Source organism: Streptomyces buecherae (assembly GCF_014295035.1).
Lineage (GTDB): Bacteria > Actinomycetota > Actinomycetes > Streptomycetales > Streptomycetaceae > Streptomyces > Streptomyces youssoufiensis.
In genome coordinates this window covers 1,239,515-1,258,349 of record NZ_CP060404.1, presented here as the reverse complement: position 1 = coordinate 1,258,349, position 18,835 = coordinate 1,239,515, and the positions used below count along the sequence as shown (strand labels likewise).

The window sequence follows — 18,835 nt, the reverse complement described above, 5'->3', positions numbered from 1 at the left end:
CCACCGTTGGCAGACGCGGAGTTCCCGACCGAGCACCAGGTCATCAACCCGACGACCGAAGAGGTCATCGCCACCGTCGCCGCCACCACCCCGCAGCAGGTCACGGCCGCCGTGGCGCGGGCCGTGGCCGCCCAGCGCACCTGGGCCGCGCTGGCCCCCGGCGAGCGCGCCCGGGCGCTGCGCGCCTTCGCCCAGACCGTCGACCAGCACATCGAGGAACTCGCCGACATCGAGGTGCGCGAGGCCGGCCACCCCGTCGGCAACGCGCGCTGGGAGGCCGGCAACGCCCGCGACCTGCTCGACTACGCGGCCGGGGGAGTGGAGCGGCTGCTGGGCCAGCAGATCCCCGTCCCCGGCGGCCTCGACGTCACCTTCCGCGAACCGCTCGGCGTGGTCGCCGTCATCGCGCCGTGGAACTTCCCGCTGCCGATCGCCGCCTGGGGCCTGGCCCCCGCGCTCGCCGCCGGCAACGCCGTCCTCCTCAAGCCCGCCGAGGCCACCCCGCTCAGCGCGCTGCGGCTGGCCGAACTCGGCCGCGAGGCCGGGCTGCCACCCGACCTGTTCCAGGTGCTGCTCGGCGCGGGACCGGTGGTGGGCACCGCGCTCGTGGACCATCCCGACGTCGCCAAGGTCGTCTTCACCGGCTCCTCCGCCGTCGGCCGGCAGCTCATGGCCCGCTGCGCGCCACGGGTGAAGCGGCTCACGCTGGAACTCGGCGGCAAGAGCCCCAACATCGTCTTCGCCGACGCCGACATCGAACGCGCCGCCCGCGCCGCCCCCGCCTCCTTCCTGGACAACAGCGGCCAGGACTGCTGCGCCCGCAGTCGCGTCCTGGTCCAGCGCTCCGTCTACGACCGCTTCCTGGAACTCCTCGAACCCGCCGTCCAGGACTTCCGGGTGGGCGACCCGGCCGACCCCGCGACGCAGATGGGCCCGCTGATCTCCGCGGCCCACCGGGAGCGCGTGCGCTCCTTCGTCAGCGAGGACGCCCCCGCCGCCATCCGAGGCCGGGCCCCGGCCGGCAAGGGCTTCTGGTACCCGGCCACCGTCCTGGAGGCGGCGCCCGACAGCCGGGTGGCCACCGAGGAGGTCTTCGGGCCGGTCGCGGTGGTGCTGCCGTTCGAGGACGAGGCCGACGCGGTACGGCTGGCCAACGCCACCGACTACGGCCTCGCCGGCTCCGTGTGGACCCGCGACGTGGGTCGCGCCGTCCGGGTCGCCCGCTCCGTCGCGGCCGGCAACCTCTCCGTCAACTCGCACAGCAGCGTGCGCTACTGGACCCCGTTCGGCGGCTTCAAGCACTCGGGGCTCGGCCGCGAACTCGGCCCCGACGCGCTCGCGGCCTTCACCGAGACCAAGAACGTCTTCATCAGCACCGAGGAGAACTGACGTGACCGACACCCCGGCCCCGGCCGCGCGCCCCTCGGCCGCCACGAGCGCTCCGGTCTGCCGCCGCCTGGTGGACCGTACGGCCGTGATCACCGGCGCGGGCAGCGGCATCGGCCTGGCCACCGCCCGCCGACTGGCCTCCGAGGGCGCGCGCGTGGTCTGCGCCGACATCGACGAACGGGCCGGCGAGGCCGCGGCCGACGAGGTCGGCGGCCTGTTCGTGCGCGTGGACGTCACCGACCAGGACCAGGTGGAGGCCGCGTTCAAGGCCGCGCACGACGCCTTCGGCTCGGTGGACATCGCCTTCAACAACGCCGGCATCTCACCGCCCGACGACGACTCCATCCTCACCACCGACCTGGCCGCCTGGCAGCGCGTCCAACAGACCAACCTCACCTCGGTCTACCTGTGCTGCAAGGCGGCCCTGCCCTACATGCGGGCCCAGGGCAGGGGCTCGATCATCAACACCGCCTCCTTCGTGGCCGTGATGGGCGCGGCCACCTCGCAGATCAGCTACACCGCCTCCAAGGGCGGCGTCCTCGCGATGTCGCGTGAGCTGGGCGTGCAGTTCGCTCGCGAGGGCATCCGGGTCAACGCGCTGTGCCCGGGCCCGGTGAACACCCCGCTGCTCAAGGAGTTGTTCGCCAAGGACCCCGAGCGCGCGGCCCGCCGTCTGGTGCACGTGCCCGTCGGCCGGTTCGCCGAACCCGAGGAGATCGCCGCCGCGGTGGCCTTCCTCGCCAGCGACGACGCGTCGTTCGTCAACGCCGCCGAGTTCCTGGTGGACGGCGGCATCGCCGGGGCGTACGTGACCCCGCTCTGACCGAGCCGACCCGAGCCGGCCGGACCCGGCCGGGACGCGCCAGCCTCCCGCGCCGCGCGCGGAGTTGGCCCGCCGCGCCGCTGTCCCGCGCCCCGGGCTGGTCATAGGGTGCGGGGGTGAGCATGACGACACCTCCCGGCTGGTACCCCGACCCCGACCACCAGGGCCACGGGCCCGCCCCCGAGCGCTGGTGGGACGGGGCCGGGTGGACCGAGGGGCGCCGCAACGCGCCCTCGGTGCACGACGCGCAGACCATGCTGTCGGCGCCCAGCGCGTACGCCCCCGCGCCCCCGCCTCCGGGCACGGCTCCGTACGGCCCGCCGCAGGGCCCAGCGCCCTACGGCCCCCCGCCGGGACAGCCGCCGGGCTACCCGGGCGGGCCGCCGCCCGCTGGTCCGCCCGCCGGCCGTGGCCGGCGCGGTGCGGTGATCGCGGGCGTGGCCGCCGTCGTGGTCGCCGCCGTCGTCGCGGGCGTCATCGCCCTGCAAGGCGGCGACGACGGCGGCGACAAGGGCGACGAGGCCGGGCCGAGCCCCTCGCTCGGCGCGCCCGCGCCGAGCGAGGGCACGGGCGGCTCGGGCGGCTCGGGCGACGACGGCGACGGCGCCTCCGGATCGCCGAAGGCGCCGGGGGGCGACAGCCGGGTGGCCGTCGACCCGGCGAACGGCATCGCCGTGCCGATCCTGGACCAGTGGACCGCGTCCCCGCCGCACGCCGACGGCCTCGGCATCACCACCTCGCCCTACCCGTGCCCGGGCGACGGGGCCTCGCGCTGCGTGCGCGGCGGCGTGTTCACCTTCGGCGCCGCCGGCAAGGGCTACCGGTCCCAGACGCCCGAGGGCATCGCCCGGGAGGACATCGCGCGCAACGCCGAGGAGTCGTACGGCGCCGGTCAGAACGACGGCAAACCGGCCGCGTACGGCGGGCTCGACGGGCACCAGGAACTCAAGGCGGAGGAGGTCACGGTCGCCGGCCAACCCGGGTACCTGGTGCGGTGGAAGGCGAACACCAGGAAGGGCGACGACGGCTACGTGCAGACTGTCGTCTTCCCCGAGCCCGGCCAGCCGGCGGCCGAGGCGGACCTGGTCGTCGTGCGGCTCGGCTTCGACGTCAGCTCCGCGGCCCCGCCGCTGTCGAGCATGGACGAGATCATCCGTGGCATCGAGCCGGCGACGGGCGACGGCGAGGGTGTGTGAGCCGGGCGCGGCCCGCACCACGCGGGCCGCGCCCACCCCCTACAGGAACGTTTTGCCTTCGCCGCGGTAGGTGGGCGCCACGTCCACCACCCGCTCGCCGTCGATCAACTGCACCGCGTCGAAGCGCTCGCACAACTCCCCGGCCTTCGCGTGCCGGAACCACACCTTGTCCCCGATCGACAGGTCGTCGGCGGCCGGACCGAGCAACGGCGTCTGCACCTCGCCGGCGCCCTCCAGCGGGTGGTACCGCAGCCCGCGCGGCAGGTACGGCGACGGCAGCCGGTCCGCCCCCACCGCGCCCGAGGCCGGATAGCCGCCACCGAGCACCGTCACCACGCCGACGCCCGGCCTGCGCACCACCGGCAGCGCGAACAGCGCGGCCGGGTGACCACGGAAGGACGTGTAGTGGTCGAAGAGCCGCGGCACGTACAGGCCCGAGCCCGCCGCCAGCTCCGTCACCGCGTCCTCCGCCGCGGTGTGCTGCACGCTGCCCGTGCCGCCCCCGTTCACGAACTCCAGATCCGCGACCCGCCGCACGGCCCGCACCGCCGCCGCCCGCCGCGCGGCCAACTCACGCCGCGCGGCGCCCTGCAACAGCCGAATCGCCCGGGAACGCACCGGATGCCCGGGCACCGCGTCCCCGACGCCGGCGATGTGCCCCTCGTACGCCATGAGTCCGACCAGTCGAAAACCCGGCCGGTCCACGACCGTACGGGCGAGCGCGACCAGTTGGTCCGGATCGTGCAGCGGCGAGCGCAGCGCCCCCACCCGCAGCGCGCGGCCGAGGCGCAGCGAGGTGTCCAACTCCAGGCAGATCCGCACCTGTTCGGTGCCGCCCCGCGCGGCGTCGATCGCGTCGAGCTGGGCCGGGTCGTCGACGGTCACGGTCACGGTGGCGGCCAGCTCCGGATCGCTGGTGAGTGCGGCGTAGCCGGCCCGGTCCGCCGACGGGTAGGCCAACAGCACGTCCGGGAAACCGGACCTGGCCAGCCACAACGACTCGGCCAGCGTGAAGCTGAGCACGCCCGCGAACCCGTCCTGCCGCAGCGCGCGCTCCAACAGCGCCCGACAGCGCACCGACTTGCTCGCGACACGGATCGGCTTGCCCCGCGCCCGCTGCGCCAGGCTGCGCGCGTTGGCGTCGAACGCCTTGAGGTCGACCACCGCGAGCGGGGCGTCAAGGTGGGCCGTCGCCCGGTCGAGACGGGCCCGGTCGGTGCTCGGATACGACATGGAGGCAGCTTGCCAGAGGTCATTACCGCTGGGTAGTCGGGCGCCCGGTGCGAACGGTGCCCGACGCCCCGTAGAGTGTCGCGCACGCCGTGACCGGCAGGTCAGCGGCGTGCTGTCCACATACGAACCGGCCTGTCCCGAAAGGCGATCGGGTGGTTCGACCACAACGGTGTCGAAGGGTGCGAGGGGGTGCAGGTGGGCGCCGACGCGGAGCACGCACGCGCCTCCCGCCCCGCACCACCCGCCCCGCCACGACCCCAGGCCGCGCCGCGCCCCCCGGACCGCTCCGGCCCGGTGCCCGCGCCCCCGCCGCCGCGCTCGGGCGGCCGTACGAACCCCGACGCGGCCCCGACGGCGATCAGCGGCCCGCTGGTAGCGCCTCCGCGACCGCCGCTGCCCCCCGGCCGCCCGCCCGCACCGCGCCCACCGCGGACGCGGCCCGCCGGCGGCCCGCCCCCCGCGCCACCGTCCGCCACCCCGACGTCACCGCCCGGGCCGCCCGCCCCTCGCGCGCACCCCCCGGCGACCGGCCCCGGCCCCATCCCGCCGGCCCACCCGCCGCACACGCCCGTGGGCCCCGCCGGCCCGGCGCCCGGGCCCGAGGCCCCGCCGTCCGCGCCGGCCACGCGCGTCGAGTCCCCCGCCGCGCCGCCGGCCCCGCCACACCCGGCCGACCGCCTGGAATCACCGCCGCTCTCCGCCCCCGTACCCGTGCCGTCCGCGCCATCCAGCGCGCCGCCGCCCGCCCCCGCGCCCGGCCGGTCGCCCGAACCCACCGCGTCCACCGCGCCCCAGCCGCCGTCCGCGCCGACCACACCCCCGGCCCCGGCCCACCCCGTGACCGCGGCCCGTGCGATGCCCGACCCCGGCGGGCCCGACGCGCCCCGCGCCCCGGAGCCCCCCGGCGAGCCTGGCCACGCTCCGGGCCCACCGGCCACCACGCCGGCCGAAGCCGACCGGCCCCGGCCGGCGGCCGGGGCGGCGGCAGCCCCGGCCGCGCCGACCACGCGCCCGCCGGCCACGCGCCCACCGGGCCGAGCCGACGCCGCCACGGGCCCACCGGCACCCGCCCCACCCACCGCGGGCCCGCCCTTCCCGGCCCAGCCGTTCACCCCGCCCACCGGGCAGGAGCCGCCGCGTCCGACCGGCCGACCGCACGTCGGCGTTCCGCCGCGCCCGCCCGAGCCGCCGCGACAGCCCAGGCCGTACGGCGCTGCGAACCACCCGCCGGCCACGGCGCCCGGGCGGTCCGACGGCGCACGCGACGCGGGGCCGGCCGGTGCCGCCGACGCCGGGACGGCCGCCGCGGCCGATCCCGTCGCCGGCCTCGCGGCCGACCTGCTGGCCCACGGGCTCACCGCCACGGCCACGCCCCGCACCGCCCGGCCAGGGCGCGGGCTCGCCCGTCTGGTGACCGCCGCGCTGTGCGCGGTGCTCGGTGTCGGGCTGCTCGTCGGCGCGGTCGTGGGGAGCCTGCTGCGCGAGGGCGGCGACCCGGCGCGCTCGACCGACGCCTTCCAGCACGCCCGTACGCTGTGGCGCGGCGTGCCCGTCGACACGCTGTTCCCGCGCACGCTGACCGGTCGCGGCGCGGGCCCCGGCGGCGCCGACCGCACCTGGACGCGAATCGCGGTCGCCCCCGACGACGGCTGCGCCGGCGCCTTCGACCCGCTGCTGGCCACCGCGCTGTCCCCGGTGGGCTGCACGCGCCTGCTCCGTGCCACGTACGCGGACGCCACCAGCACCAGCGTCACCACGGTCGGCCTGGTCGTCACGCGCGCCGACGCGGCCGGCATGCGGACCCTGCGGAACCGGTTCGCCACCGAGCGGCTCGGCCAGCGCGCCGACCTGCTGCCCAAGCCGTACCCGGCCGACGGCACCGCTGCCGAGGGCTTCGGCGACGCCCAGCGGGCCAGTTGGCGCATCAGCGTGCCGGCCGACCTCCCGGTGGTCGTGTACGCGGTGAGCGGCTTCGCCGACGGCCGCGAGGTCCAACGGCCCGAGCCCGCCGACCGGGCCACCGCGCGCGGGGCGACCACCGACCCGGCCGAGGCGGGCCTCGGGCACGACGCGAAGGGCCTCGCGGCCGGCGTCGAGCGAGCCTTTCGCACGGCCCTGAACGCCGCGATGGAGGCCAGGTGACGTTTCGCCCACGCCGGGGCCGCGCCCTCCAGGGACGCCCCCGCACCGCCACCCACCGCCACCACGGACGGCGGCCCGCCCGACGCCGGGCCCGCTCGCGCCTACTCGCCGTGCTCGGCGCGCTGGCCTGCCTCACGCTGCTGTCGCCGGCACCCGTGGCCGAGGCCGACGGCATCCAGTCCCAGGAGTGGGCGCTGGACGCCATCCACGCACCGGACGCCTGGCGGACGACCAAGGGCGAGGGCGTCACGGTCGCCGTGCTGGACACCGGCGTGGACGGCGACCACCCCGACCTGCGCGGCCAGGTACTCCAGGGCAAGGACATGATCGGCTTCGGCGCCCGGCGCGGCGACCCGTCCTGGGCCCGGCACGGCACCGCGATGGCCGGCATCATCGCCGGCCGTGGCCACGGCACGGGCGGGGACGACGGAGTGGTCGGCGTCGCGCCCGGTGTCAGGATCCTCCCGGTGCGGGTGATCCTCGAAGAGGGCGACCCGGCCCGCAAGCGCGCCCGCGGCGCGCGCGGCGCGGCCCTCGCCGACGGCATCCGCTGGGCCGCCGACCACGGCGCCGACATCATCAACCTCTCGCTCGGTGACGACAGCGAGTCCGCCCACCCGGAGCGCCGCGAGGACGCGGCGGTGCAGTACGCGCTGCGCAAGGGCGCCGTCGTGGTGGCCTCGGCCGGTAACGGCGGCGGCGAGGGCGACCGGGCCTCGTACCCGGCCGCCTACCCGGGCGTGATCGCCGTGACCGCCGTGGACCGCTACGGCAGCCGCGCGGCCTTCTCCACCCGCCGCTGGTACGCCACGCTCTGCGCGCCCGGCGTGGACGTCGTCATCGCCGACCCCAACCGCCGCTACTACCAGGGCTGGGGCACCAGCGCGGCGTCGGCCTTCGTCTCCGGCGCCGCCGCGCTGGTCAGGGCCGCGCACCCGGACCTCAGCCCGGCGCAGGTCAAGCGGCTGCTCACGGAGACCGCCCAGGACAAGCCCGAGGGGGGCCGCAACGACGAACTCGGCGCGGGCATGGTGGACGCCGCCGCCGCGATCAGGGCCGGCAACCGGCTGGAGGCCAGGGCCCAGCTCCCGGCGCCCGCCGCCTACCCCGACCGGTACTTCGGCCACGGGCCGCTCCCCGAGCGCGCGGACGGCGCGGACGACGGGCCCAGCCGACTCGCCCTCACCGCCGGCTTCGCGGGCTCCGCGCTGGTGCTCACGGCGGTGGTCCTGTGGCGCGACCGCCGCCCGCGCGACCCCGGCCGCCCCGGCTGACCGCCCCACGGCCCCGGCACGGCGCCCCGTCCCGAAACCCCGTCCAGCGACCAGCGGCGCACCACCGCACGGCCGCCTACCGGGCCCGGGTAGCCTCGACGCGTGGCGCTCAAGAACATCCCAGACCCCGGTTTCTCCGACGACGACGGTTCCGCCGACGAGCGGCTCGCCGCCGCTCTCGCCGCCTGGGCCGACGACCGGGCCGCCGAGCCGCGCGTGCTGAGCGCGCTGGCCGGGGCGCGACTGCTGGTGCCGGTGGTCGCCGTGCTCGGGGAGGTCGAGGAGGTGCCGACCGCGGACGGCGGGGTGCTGCGCCGCGAGAAGACCAGCGACATGGCCGTACCCACGCTGCGGGCGCCCGACGGCCGGCGCGCCCTGCCGGCCTTCACCTCCACCGAGGCGCTGGCCCGCTGGCGCCCCGACGCCAGGCCGGTGGCGGTGCCCCTGCACCAGGCGCTCCAGGCCGCCGCGCACGAGAAGGCCGACACCATCGTGCTCGACCTCGCGGGCCCGGTGACCTTTCCGCTGGCCGGCCCCGCGCTGCTGGCCCTCGCCGAGGGGCGGACCAGCACCGACCCGCTGGCCGACCCGGCCGTGGCGCGGGCCCTGCGCACCGTGCTGGCCGCGGAGGCCGGCGTGCTGCGCGCGCACCTCGCCCCGTCGACCGAGCCCGACGCGGACGGCACCCTGGCGCTGACGCTGGCCGCCGACGCGCCGACCCGCGAGGTCGCCCAGCGCGTCGCCGAGTCGCTCGCCGGCGACGAGGTGCTGCGCGCCCGGCTGGTCCGGGGCCTGCGACTGGCCCTGCTGCCGGCGCACGCCACGGTCCCGGGCGAACCCCTCTACGTCGCCTAGCCGAACCGCCGCGCCCACCCCTCACCCCGAGCCGCCGCCCCCAGGGAGCCGTACGACCCGCCCCGGTCGCGTCGGAGGCCGGCCACGCCGTGCCGCCAGCGGGCGAAATGTCCCATAAAGCCCCACAATGCAACAGGAGCGATTCACGATCATCCACCCAGGGAGAGCGGCATGGACACGAGGCTGGAGACGCGGACCGTCATCTCGGAGTTCGCCGGAACGCTGTTGCTGGTGTTCTTCGCGGTGGGCTCCGCGGTCCTCGCCGCCGACTACATCGGCACCGTCGGCATCGCGCTCACCTTCGGCTTCACCCTGCTCGCGCTCGCCTACGCGCTCGGGCCGATCTCCGGCTGCCACGTCAACCCGGCGGTGACGCTGGGCATGCTGGTGGCCGGCCGTATCTCGCCACGCACCGCGATCGAGTACTGGATCGCCCAGTTGCTGGGTGGCATCGCGGGGGCGGCCATCCTGTTCCTGCTGGCCAAGCAGGTGCCGGGGCTGAAGACCAGCGGCGCGTTCGGCAGCAACGGCTACGGCGACCGCTCGGCCGTGCACATCAACACCGGCGGCGCCTTCCTGGCCGAGGTGATGCTCACCTTCCTGCTGGTCTTCGTGGTGCTCGCGGTGACCCACAAGGTGGCCGTCGTCGGCTTCGACGGGCTGCCGATCGGCCTGGCGCTTGCCGTGGTCCACCTGGTGGGCATCCCGCTCACGGGGACCTCGGTGAACCCGGCCCGTAGCTTCGGCCCCGCCATCTTCGCGGGCACCGACGCGCTGGAACAGTTCTGGCTCTTCCTGATCGCCCCGCTGGTGGGCGCCGCGCTGGCCGCCGTCTGCCACCAGTTCACCCACCCGCGCTCGGGCGACCTGCTCGACCGCGAGCGCGCCGAGACCTGACCCACCGCGCGCGAGCCGGCGTCCGCGGGGTGACCCGCGCGCGGCCCGCCGCCAGCGCGCACGGCGTCGTACCGCCACGGGCGGTACGGCGCCGTGTCGCGGCCGGGAGGCTCAGCCCCCGAAGACCGGCCCGGTGAACTTCTCGCCCGGCCCCTGGCCCGGCTCGTCCGGAATGACCGACGCCTCGCGGAAGGCCAACTGGAGCGACTTGAGGCCGTCGCGCAGCGGTGCCGCGTGGTACGAGCCGACCTCGGTCGCGCTCGCGCTGACCAGGCCCGCCAACGCGGTGATCAACTTGCGCGCCTCGTCCAGGTCCTTGTGCTCGGGCGCGTCCTCGGCGAGCCCGAGGTTGACCGCGGCGGCGCTCATCAGGTGCACCGCGACCGTCGTGATCACCTCGACGGCGGGCACGTCCGCGATGTCGCGGGTCATCGCGTCGAAGTTCGGGTTCGCGCCCTGGTCCTGGTTCGGCTGCTGGGCGTCGGCGTCGCTCATGGTTCTCTCGTCTGTCGGAATCGGTGGTACGTCCGACGCCGTAGGCGTCGACCGGGCGTCGGGCGGGTTCGTACGGCAGGGCGCCGGCGCGCACGCGGGGGATCGCGTACGCGGTCCGTCCCGTGGCGCGCGCCACGGCGGCCGTACGCGCCATGGCCCGGCCAAGTGGTCCGTACGCATCGTACGAGAGGAGTCGGGGCGCCCCTCGCGCCCGCCGCGTGGGGCGGGCGCCGCCGTGGCGCGGTGGGGGAGTGGGGTGCGCGCCCGCGCGGGCCGCGCGCGTGCGGGGCCGCTGGCCGGAGGCGCTCTTGACGGCGTCCGGAGGCGCCCTGGCGGGACTGGTGTAACATTGCACGTGACCGGCTGGGCATCAGTGTGCCCGGCCCACAAGTGGAGGCTCCGACTCTCCCACCTTGCTGGCCCCCGAGGCTGGCGGGTCCCGGTCTGGCAGAGCCCGTCGTTCCGTACGGACGACGTGGAGCTGCCTGATGCGCCCCGCGGTGATCCGCAGCGGTGCTCCCGGATTGTGAGGAGCCCCCCTGTGTCCCGTTCGGGGCGTTTTATGCGTCTCGGCACGGTGGTCACACCGAAAACTGACGTTACGCGGCTGTCCGCCAGGCGGCCGTGTGGTGCAACTGAGGAGGCCCCATCAGCGCCGAGCCCCGCATCAACGACCGGATTCGCGTCCCCGAGGTGCGACTCGTCGGTCCCAGCGGCGAGCAAGTTGGCATCGTTCCGCTTGCCAAGGCCCTGGAGCTTGCGCAGGAGTACGACCTGGACCTGGTCGAGGTCGCGGCGACCGCACGTCCGCCGGTCTGCAAGCTCATGGACTACGGAAAGTTCAAGTACGAGTCGGCCATGAAGGCCCGTGAGGCGCGCAAGAACCAGGCGCACACGGTCATCAAGGAGATGAAGCTCCGGCCGAAGATCGACCCGCACGACTACGACACCAAAAAGGGTCACGTCGTCCGGTTCCTCAAGCAGGGCGACAAGGTCAAGATCACGATCATGTTCCGTGGTCGTGAGCAGTCCCGGCCGGAACTCGGCTACCGACTGCTCCAGCGGCTCGCGGAGGACGTCCAAGACCTCGGCTTCGTCGAGTCGAACCCGAAGCAGGACGGCCGGAACATGATCATGGTTCTCGGTCCGCACAAGAAGAAGACCGAGGCCATGGCCGAAGCCCGCGAGGCCCAGGCGGCCCGCAAGGCGGAGCGCCAGGGCCTCACCGCGGACGCGCCCGAGCAGTCCGCCGAGGAGCCGGCCGAGGCCTGATCGTGGCGGCCTGAGCCCGAGGCCGCCGCCCCGGGGCCACGCCCCGGAACCCACACTGAACGAGCTGACGCGCTCGCGTGCCCGCAACGGCCGCGGGGGCGCCCCGACGAGGAGAGAACGGCGACATGCCGAAGAACAAGACCCACAGTGGTGCCAGCAAGCGCTTCAAGATCACCGGTTCCGGCAAGGTGGTCCGCCAGCGCGCCGGTCGCCGCCACCTTCTCGAGCACAAGTCGTCCACGCTGACGCGCCGCCTCGCGGGGACCGTGGAGCTGGCCCCGGCCGACGCCAAGAAGGTCAAGAAGCTTCTCGGCAAGTGATGTCGGCCCCGCTGCGGCGGGGCTGGCAGAACGGTTCGGGACCCATTCGTTTCCGGGCCGCGTGAGGTAACCGCGGCCCCGTACAAGGAGTTAATCAAGTGGCACGCGTCAAGCGGGCAGTCAACGCCCACAAGAAGCGCCGGGCGATCCTGGAGCAGGCCAGCGGCTACCGGGGCCAGCGCTCGCGCCTGTACCGGAAGGCGAAGGAGCAGGTCACCCACTCCCTCGTCTACAACTACAACGACCGCAAGAAGCGCAAGGGCGACTTCCGGCAGCTCTGGATCCAGCGCATCAACGCCGCCGCCCGTGCCAACGGCATGACGTACAACCGCTTCATCCAGGGTCTGAAGGCCGCCAACGTCGAGGTGGACCGCAAGATCCTGGCCGAGCTCGCGGTCAACGACGCCAACGCGTTCGCGGCGCTCGTCGAGGTGGCCCAGAAGGCGCTGCCCAGCGACGTCAACGCCCCGAAGGCCGCCTGAGCGGTTTTCCAGGCCCGGGCCTAAGCGCCCGCCCCACATCGGACCCGCAGGCGGCGACCGCCTGCGGGTCCGATGTCTTCGCCCCTCCCGTGCCGGCCCAGCGCCAGCGCGGGCCCTTCGCTGGAACCCCCGCACCGGAAGCGAGTACCACCACATGGCGGCCCCCGAGCTGACCTCTCCGCGATCGCCCCGCGTCCTGGCCGCCCGCCGACTGGCCCGCCGCAACGCCCGGGCCAAGGAGCGCAGGTTCCTCGCCGAGGGGCCGCAGGCGGTACGCGAGGCGGTCGTCCGGCACCGCGCCGACGCGGACGCGGGCCAGGGGACGCTGGTCGAGGTGTTCGCCACCGTCGAGGCCGCCGAGCGGCACGCCGACATCGTCGAGGCCGCCCGCGTCGCGTCCGTGCCGGTGCACACCGCCAGCGACGCCGTCGTCGCCGAGATCTCGCAGACGGTCACCCCGCAGGGCCTGGTCGGGGTCTGCCGGTTCCTGGACTCGCCGCTGTCCGACGTGCTGGCCGCCCGCCCCCGGCTGATCGCCGTGCTCGCCCACGTACGCGACCCCGGCAACGCCGGCACGGTGCTGCGCTGCGCGGACGCCGCGGGCGCCGACGCCGTCATCCTCACCGACGCCTCCGTCGACTTGTACAACCCCAAGTCCGTCCGCGCGTCGGTCGGTTCGCTCTTCCACCTGCCCGTCACCGTCGGCGTGCCGATCGAGCGGGTGGTGAGCGGGCTGCACGAGGCGGGCGTACGGGTGCTCGCCGCGGACGGGGCGGGCCAGCGGGACCTGGACGCGGAGCTGGACGCCGGGCGCATGAGCGGCCCCACGGCCTGGGTCTTCGGCAACGAGGCGTGGGGGCTGCCGGAGGAGACCCGCGCGCTGGCCGACGAGGTGGTGCGGGTGCCCATCCACGGCAAGGCCGAGAGCCTGAACCTGGCGACCGCCGCCGCCGTGTGCCTGTACGCCTCCGCGCGCGCCCAGCGCGCCAGCTCGTAGCGACGGAGGGGCTCCGCTGCGTCACCTCGACCTAGTAGGGTTGCGGCCCTGGGGCCCGAGAGGGGGTGCGGGGATTGGACGTCAGGGTTTCCGGCGCGACAGCGGCCACCTCGCATGCGCCAAGACAGTGCCCGCCCGGCGAGATCGACGCGTGGACGGGTGAGGCGTCCGCCATCGGACCGCACCCCGACGACCTGCCGGACGGCCTCGTGGTCGCCGACGAGCGGGGCCGGGTGACCTGCTTCAACGCCGCGGCGGCCCGCATCACGGCCACGCCCGCCGCCGAGGCCATCGGCCACCAGCTCGAACGGGTGCTGCCCCTGGAGGACCTGGAGGGGCGCCGCTGGTGGGCGCTGACCGATCCGTACGGCGGGCTGACCACCCGGGTCGGCCAGCCGGAGCGCAACCTGCTGCTGCCCGGCGGGCGCGAGGTCCTGGTTGCCGCGCGGTACGTGCGGGCGCGCCCCACCGGTCCGCTGCGCCGCCTCGTGGTCACCCTGCGCGGCACCGAGGCCAGGCGCCGTACCGAGCGCAGTAACGCGGAGCTGATCGCCACCGTCGCGCACGAGCTGCGCTCGCCGCTGACCTCGGTCAAGGGGTTCACGGCCACGCTGCTGGCGAAGTGGGAGAGGTTCACCGACGACCAGAAGCGGCTGATGCTGGAGACGGTGGACGCCGACGCCAACCGGGTCACCCGGTTGATAGCCGAACTGCTGGACATCTCCCGCATCGACTCCGGGCGCCTCGAGGTGCGCCGCCAGTGCGTGGACATGGCCGCCGCCGTGCGCCGTCACGTGCAGGCGCACACCACGGCCGGCCAGCGCCCCGACCTGTTCCTCATCAAGGTCGTGGAGCCGCTGCCGGACCTGTGGGCCGATCCGGACAAGGTCGACCAGGTGCTGGGCAACCTGCTGGAAAACGCGGTGCGGCACGGCGAGGGAACCGTCACCATCGAGGTGACCCCCACCGTCGTCACCGCCCAGCCAGAAGGGTCAGCCGTGGACTCCGCAGCCCAGCCGAGCACCGCCGTCACCATCAGCGACGAGGGCTCCGGCATCCCCGAGGAGTCCATGGGGCGCGTCTTCACCCGCTTCTGGCGCGGCAGCAAGCGCGGCGGCACCGGGCTCGGGCTCTACATCGTCAAGGGCATCGTCGAGGCGCACGGCGGGACCATCACGGTCGGCCGCTCCAGGGCCGGCGGCGCCGAGTTCCGATTTACCCTGCCCGTGGGGGCCCCGGCCCACCTGGCCTGACCACCGTCGGGCGGTGGCCCGGCGACCCCTACGGGCTCGGACGAGTACACCCGCCCCGTAGACTCGACCTTTGGCACCTTTGGCACCACCATCGTCGGCTGAGCCACACGTGCTCGGCATCCGGACGAGATCGAGGCGCCGAGGCGGGGCGAAGCCAGCAGCCAATCGGAAGCACGGGAAGAGATGTCGGCACCCAACAAGTCCTTTGACCCGGTAGAGGTCGAGGCACTGAAACCGGAAGAGATCGCCCGGATGCGGGACGAGGCACTGGCCGCGTTCGCCGCGGCCGGGGACCTCGCGGCCCTGCACGAGGCGAAGATCGCGCACACCGGCGACCGCTCGCCGCTGGCCCTGGCCAACCGCGAGATCGGCGCGCTGCCGCCGCAGGCCAAGGCGGACGCGGGCAAGCGCGTCGGCGGGGCCCGTGGCGAGGTGTCGCGGGCGCTCAAGGCGCGCCAGGAGGAGTTGGAGGCGGAGCGCGACGCGCGCGTGCTGGTCGAGGAGGCGGTGGACGTCACGCTGCCCACCGACCGGTTCACGCCCGGCGCCCGGCACCCGCTGACGACCCTCTCCGAGCGCATCGAGGACGTCTTCGTCGCGATGGGCTACGAGGTGGCCGAGGGTCCCGAGGTCGAGGCGGAGTGGTTCAACTTCGACGCGCTCAACTTCACGCCCGACCACCCGGCGCGCGCCATGCAGGACACCTTCTTCGTGCGCGCCACCGACGGCGGAGGAGCGGCCAAGCAGGACGCCAAGCAGGACGCCGAGCAGGACGCGGAGTCCGGCATCGTGCTGCGGACCCACACCTCGCCGGTCCAGGTGCGCTCGATGCTCGACCGCGAGCCGCCCATCTACGTGGTGTGCCCGGGCCGCGTCTACCGCACGGACGAACTCGACGCCACCCACACCCCCGTCTTCCACCAGGTGGAGCTGCTGGCCATCGACGAGGGTCTGACCATGGCCGACCTCAAGGGCACCCTGGACCACATGGTCGGCGCCCTGTTCGGCGCCGGCGTGCGCACCCGGTTGCGGCCGAACTACTTCCCGTTCACCGAGCCGTCCGCCGAGATGGACATGCAGTGCTACGTGTGCCACGGCGAGTCGGTCGGCAACCCGGACCGGCCCTGCCGCACCTGCTCCTCGGAGGGCTGGATCGAGCTGGGCGGCTGCGGCATGGTCAACCCGCGCGTGCTGGTCGCCTGCGGCATCGACCCGGAGAGGTACAGCGGCTTCGCCTTCGGGTTCGGCATCGAGCGGATGCTGATGTTCCGCCACAACGTCGAGGACATGCGAGACATGGTCGAGGGTGACGTGCGCTTCACCCGGCCGTTCGGGATGGAGATCTGATGCGAATCCCGCTTTCCTGGCTGCGGGAGTACGTGGACCTGCCAGCCGGTGAGACCGGCCGTGACGTGCAGGCCAAGCTCGTCGCCGCCGGCCTTGAGGTGGAGACCGTCGAGCAGCTCGGCGCCGGGCTCACCGGCCCGCTCGTCGTCGGCAAGGTGCTCGCCATCGAGGTGCTCGAAGGCTTCAAGAAGCCCATCCGCTACTGCCAGGTCGACGTCGGCCAGGCCAACAACACGGGCGAGCCGCAGAACATCATCTGCGGCGCCAGCAACTTCGCGGTCGGCGACAAGGTCGTCGTCGTGCTGCCCGGCGCCGAACTGCCCGGCGGCTTCAAGATCTCCGCGCGCAAGACGTACGGCCACGTCTCCGAGGGCATGATCTGCTCCGCCAGCGAGCTGGGCATGTCCGACGACCACGACGGCATCATCGTGCTGCCGCCCGAGCACGAGGTGGGCACCGACGCCATCGAACTGCTCGAGCTGCGGGACGAGGTGCTCGACATCGCGGTCACGCCCGATCGCGGGTACTGCCTATCCCTGCGCGGCGTAGCCCGCGAGACCGCCACCGCCTACGGGCTGCCGCTGCGCGACCCGGCCCTGCTGGACGTGCCGGCGCCCAACGGCTACGGCTACCCGGTGAGCGTGAGCGACCCGGTCGGCTGCGACCGGTTCACCGCGCGCACCGTCGTCGGCCTCTCGCCCGAGGCGCGCTCGCCGATCTGGCTCCAGCGCCGCCTGCAGAAGGCCGGCATGCGGCCCATCTCGCTGACCGTGGACGTCGCCAACTACGTGATGCTTGAACTCGGCCAGCCGCTCCACACCTACGACCGGTCCCGGATCAGCGGCACCATCGGCGTCCGGCGGGCCACGCCGGGCGAGAAGCTCACCACGCTGGAGGGCGTCAAGCGGGTCCTGGACGCCGAGGACCTGGTGATCACCGACGACAACGGGCCCATCGGCCTCGCCGGGGTCATGGGCGGCGCCAACACCGAGATCGCCGATGTCGCCGCGGACCCGACCTCCGGCGAGAGCGTCGGCACCACCGACGTGGTGATCGAGGCCGCGCACTTCGACGCCGTCTCGATCGCCCGTACGGCCCGCCGCCACAAGATCTCCTCGGAGGCGTCCCGGCGCTTCGAGCGGGGCGTTGACCCGGAGGCGACCTCCGCCGCCGCGCAGCGCGCCGTCGACCTGCTCGTCCTGCTCGCCGGCGGCACGGCCGAGGCCGGCGTCACCGAGGTCACCGCGCCCAGCGGACCGCGCACCATCACGATGTCCGCCGACCACCCTGACCGGGTCGCCGGCGTCGCCTACGGGCGCGAGACCGTCGTCCGGCGCCTCCAGGAGGTCGGCTGCGACGTCTACGGGCAGGACGAGCTGGTGGTCACCGTCCCGAGCTGGCGGCCGGACCTGGGCGCCCCCAACGACCTCGCCGAGGAGGTCATCCGCCTGGAGGGGTACGCCAACCTGCCCGCCACGCTGCCCCAGCCGCCCGCTGGGCGTGGCCTGACCGAGCGTCAGCGGCTGCACCGCCGGGTCGGCCGGGCGCTGGCCGGGGCCGGCTACACCGAGGCGCCCAACTACCCGTTCACCAGCGAGGAGATCCTCGACCAGCTCGGGTTGGACTCCGACGACCCGCGGCGCGCGACCGTACGCCTGGCCAACCCGCTCTCGGACACCGAGCCGGTGCTGCGCACCACGCTGCTGCCGGGGCTGCTGGGCGCGCTGCGCCGCAACGACGGCCGTGGCGAGCACGACCTCGCGCTGTTCGAGACCGGCCTGGTCTTCCGCGCGGCGGCGACCCCCGACGAGGTCGCCGTGGCCGCCGTGCGGCTGCCGGTGGACCGTCGGCCCAGCGACACGGAGATCGCCGCGCTGAACACGGCCCTGCCGCGGCAGCCGCGCCGCGCCGCGGTCGTGCTGGCCGGCACGCGTGAGCGCGCGGGCTGGTGGGGCAAGGGCCGCCCGGCGGACTGGAGCGACGCCATCGAGGCCGGGCGCGCGGTCGCCCGACAGGCGGGCGTCGAGCTGATCGTCCGCCAGGACCAGCAGGCCCCCTGGCACCCCGGCCGCTGCGCCGCGCTGCTGGCCGTCGTGGACGGCCAGGAGGTGCTGGTCGGCAACGCGGGCGAGCTGCACCCCCGGGTGATCAAGACGCTCGGCCTGCCGGAGCGCACCAGCGCCATGGAGATCGAGCTCGACCGCCTGGAGCGGGCGACGCCGGGACCCGTACAGGCGCCGCACGTGTCCACCTTCCCGGTGGCCACCCGTGACGTCGCCCTGATCGTCGACGCCTCGGTGCCGGCCGCCGACGTGGAGACGGCGCTGCGGGAGGGCGCCGGCGCACTGCTCGAATCGGTGCGGCTGTTCGACCAGTTCACCGGCGAGCAGCTCGGCGCGGGCAAGAAGTCGCTGGCCTACGCGCTGCGGCTGCGGGCGAGCGACCGCACGCTGACCGCTGACGAGGCGTCGGCGGCCCGGGACGCGGCGGTCGCCACCGCCGTCGAGCGCACCGGGGCGGTGCTGCGCGGAGCCTGATCCGCAACCGGGCGCCGACGGCGCCCCGGAACCACACCAGGGGCGTGCCCCGCGCATCACGCGCGGGGTACGCCCTTCGTGCGCCACGGGGGCGCCCGGCCGGCGGGCCGACAGCTCAGGGGCGCACGGGAGTGGGGAGCGCGCCGTGGCCGCGACCGTGTCGCGCGACCCGGCGACCGCGCGGGAGGCGGAGACGTTCGACTCTCGGGCGCGTGTGCACCAGGGCGACGCGGTGTTCGAGGTGCCCTCACCCGAAGGAGTGAGAAGGACACCTTAAGTAGTCAACGCCGTGTCGATGGTCGCCACAATCGTCCCGGTCGCGC

At 75.0% G+C, this 18,835-nt stretch carries 16 protein-coding genes; 14 read left to right on the top strand and 2 right to left on the bottom strand.

The annotated features are described in order from the left end of the window. Positions 1-6: 6 nt before the first annotated feature. The 3 genes from H7H31_RS04730 (at position 7) to H7H31_RS04720 (ending at position 3,408) form a co-directional block, all read left to right on the top strand. The gene (locus H7H31_RS04730) at positions 7-1,389 is read left to right on the top strand and encodes an aldehyde dehydrogenase family protein (RefSeq protein ID WP_232109684.1); all 1,383 of its coding nucleotides are present in this window, start codon (positions 7-9) and stop codon (positions 1,387-1,389) included. A 1-nt stretch (position 1,390) separates the two neighbouring features. Beyond that, the gene (locus H7H31_RS04725; protein WP_187061375.1) at positions 1,391-2,212 is read left to right on the top strand and encodes a 3-oxoacyl-ACP reductase; all 822 of its coding nucleotides are present in this window, start codon (positions 1,391-1,393) and stop codon (positions 2,210-2,212) included. 122 nt (positions 2,213-2,334) lie between these two features. Beyond that, positions 2,335-3,408, top strand: coding sequence for a DUF2510 domain-containing protein (locus tag H7H31_RS04720; RefSeq protein ID WP_187061374.1), 1,074 nt, complete (start codon positions 2,335-2,337; stop codon positions 3,406-3,408). Positions 3,409-3,447: 39 nt separating this feature from the next. Here the strand turns inward: H7H31_RS04720 and H7H31_RS04715 are convergent, their stop codons facing one another. Then, entirely contained in the window at positions 3,448-4,641 is a 1,194-nt protein-coding gene (locus tag H7H31_RS04715; protein ID WP_187061373.1) for an alanine racemase, read from the bottom strand. Between the two features lie 837 nt (positions 4,642-5,478). Here H7H31_RS04715 and H7H31_RS04710 point away from each other — a divergent pair. The 4 genes from H7H31_RS04710 to H7H31_RS04695 all read left to right on the top strand — a co-directional run bounded on the left by H7H31_RS04710 (position 5,479) and on the right by H7H31_RS04695 (position 9,809). Next, on the top strand, positions 5,479-6,783 hold the full coding sequence (locus tag H7H31_RS04710; RefSeq protein WP_232109683.1) for a hypothetical protein: 1,305 nt from the start codon (positions 5,479-5,481) through the stop codon (positions 6,781-6,783). A 110-nt stretch (positions 6,784-6,893) separates the two neighbouring features. Further along, a complete protein-coding gene (gene mycP, locus H7H31_RS04705; protein WP_187063527.1) occupies positions 6,894-8,057 on the top strand; it encodes a type VII secretion-associated serine protease mycosin in 1,164 nt (387 codons plus the stop codon). A 102-nt stretch (positions 8,058-8,159) separates the two neighbouring features. After that, complete coding sequence (locus tag H7H31_RS04700) at positions 8,160-8,912, top strand: SseB family protein (RefSeq protein WP_187063525.1); 753 nt, start codon at positions 8,160-8,162, stop codon at positions 8,910-8,912. Between the two features lie 171 nt (positions 8,913-9,083). Continuing rightward, complete coding sequence (locus H7H31_RS04695; RefSeq protein WP_232109682.1) at positions 9,084-9,809, top strand: MIP family channel protein; 726 nt, start codon at positions 9,084-9,086, stop codon at positions 9,807-9,809. Between the two features lie 111 nt (positions 9,810-9,920). Here H7H31_RS04695 and H7H31_RS04690 read toward each other — a convergent pair whose 3' ends face one another. Next, positions 9,921-10,304 carry a DUF1844 domain-containing protein gene (locus H7H31_RS04690; RefSeq protein WP_187063524.1) on the bottom strand — a complete coding sequence of 128 codons (384 nt, stop codon included), beginning with the start codon at positions 10,302-10,304 and terminating at the stop codon, positions 9,921-9,923. A gap of 648 nt (positions 10,305-10,952) precedes the next feature. On the opposite strand from H7H31_RS04690, the gene infC reads away from it, so the two are divergent. The 7 genes from infC to pheT all read left to right on the top strand — a co-directional run bounded on the left by infC (position 10,953) and on the right by pheT (position 18,512). Next, entirely contained in the window at positions 10,953-11,576 is a 624-nt protein-coding gene (infC, locus tag H7H31_RS04685) for a translation initiation factor IF-3 (protein WP_217200806.1), read from the top strand. Between the two features lie 125 nt (positions 11,577-11,701). Then, entirely contained in the window at positions 11,702-11,896 is a 195-nt protein-coding gene (gene rpmI, locus H7H31_RS04680; RefSeq protein ID WP_176164893.1) for a 50S ribosomal protein L35, read from the top strand. Between the two features lie 98 nt (positions 11,897-11,994). After that, the gene (rplT, locus tag H7H31_RS04675) at positions 11,995-12,378 is read left to right on the top strand and encodes a 50S ribosomal protein L20 (protein ID WP_030381833.1); all 384 of its coding nucleotides are present in this window, start codon (positions 11,995-11,997) and stop codon (positions 12,376-12,378) included. 154 nt (positions 12,379-12,532) lie between these two features. After that, entirely contained in the window at positions 12,533-13,375 is an 843-nt protein-coding gene (locus tag H7H31_RS04670) for a TrmH family RNA methyltransferase (protein WP_187063523.1), read from the top strand. A 74-nt stretch (positions 13,376-13,449) separates the two neighbouring features. Further along, a complete protein-coding gene (locus H7H31_RS04665) occupies positions 13,450-14,628 on the top strand; it encodes a sensor histidine kinase (RefSeq protein ID WP_187063522.1) in 1,179 nt (392 codons plus the stop codon). Positions 14,629-14,811: 183 nt separating this feature from the next. Then, complete coding sequence (gene pheS, locus H7H31_RS04660) at positions 14,812-15,975, top strand: phenylalanine--tRNA ligase subunit alpha (protein ID WP_187063521.1); 1,164 nt, start codon at positions 14,812-14,814, stop codon at positions 15,973-15,975. Further along, positions 15,975-18,512, top strand: coding sequence for a phenylalanine--tRNA ligase subunit beta (pheT, locus tag H7H31_RS04655; RefSeq protein ID WP_187063520.1), 2,538 nt, complete (start codon positions 15,975-15,977; stop codon positions 18,510-18,512). The genes pheS and pheT overlap by 1 nt, the downstream gene beginning before the upstream one ends. The last annotated feature ends 323 nt before the right edge of the window (positions 18,513-18,835 follow it).

What these genes read in the sequence shown, in the direction of transcription:
- H7H31_RS04720 (WP_187061374.1), top strand. Translation starts at nt 2,335, where the DNA reads ATGACGACACCTCCCGGCTGGTACCCCGACCCCGACCACCAGGGCCAC.
- H7H31_RS04715 (WP_187061373.1), bottom strand. Translation starts at nt 4,641, where the DNA reads ATGTCGTATCCGAGCACCGACCGGGCCCGTCTCGACCGGGCGACGGCC.
- H7H31_RS04695 (WP_232109682.1), top strand. Translation starts at nt 9,084, where the DNA reads ATGGACACGAGGCTGGAGACGCGGACCGTCATCTCGGAGTTCGCCGGA.
- H7H31_RS04690 (WP_187063524.1), bottom strand. Translation starts at nt 10,304, where the DNA reads ATGAGCGACGCCGACGCCCAGCAGCCGAACCAGGACCAGGGCGCGAAC.
- rpmI (WP_176164893.1), top strand. Translation starts at nt 11,702, where the DNA reads ATGCCGAAGAACAAGACCCACAGTGGTGCCAGCAAGCGCTTCAAGATC.
- H7H31_RS04670 (WP_187063523.1), top strand. Translation starts at nt 12,533, where the DNA reads ATGGCGGCCCCCGAGCTGACCTCTCCGCGATCGCCCCGCGTCCTGGCC.
- pheS (WP_187063521.1), top strand. Translation starts at nt 14,812, where the DNA reads ATGTCGGCACCCAACAAGTCCTTTGACCCGGTAGAGGTCGAGGCACTG.
- pheT (WP_187063520.1), top strand. Translation starts at nt 15,975, where the DNA reads ATGCGAATCCCGCTTTCCTGGCTGCGGGAGTACGTGGACCTGCCAGCC.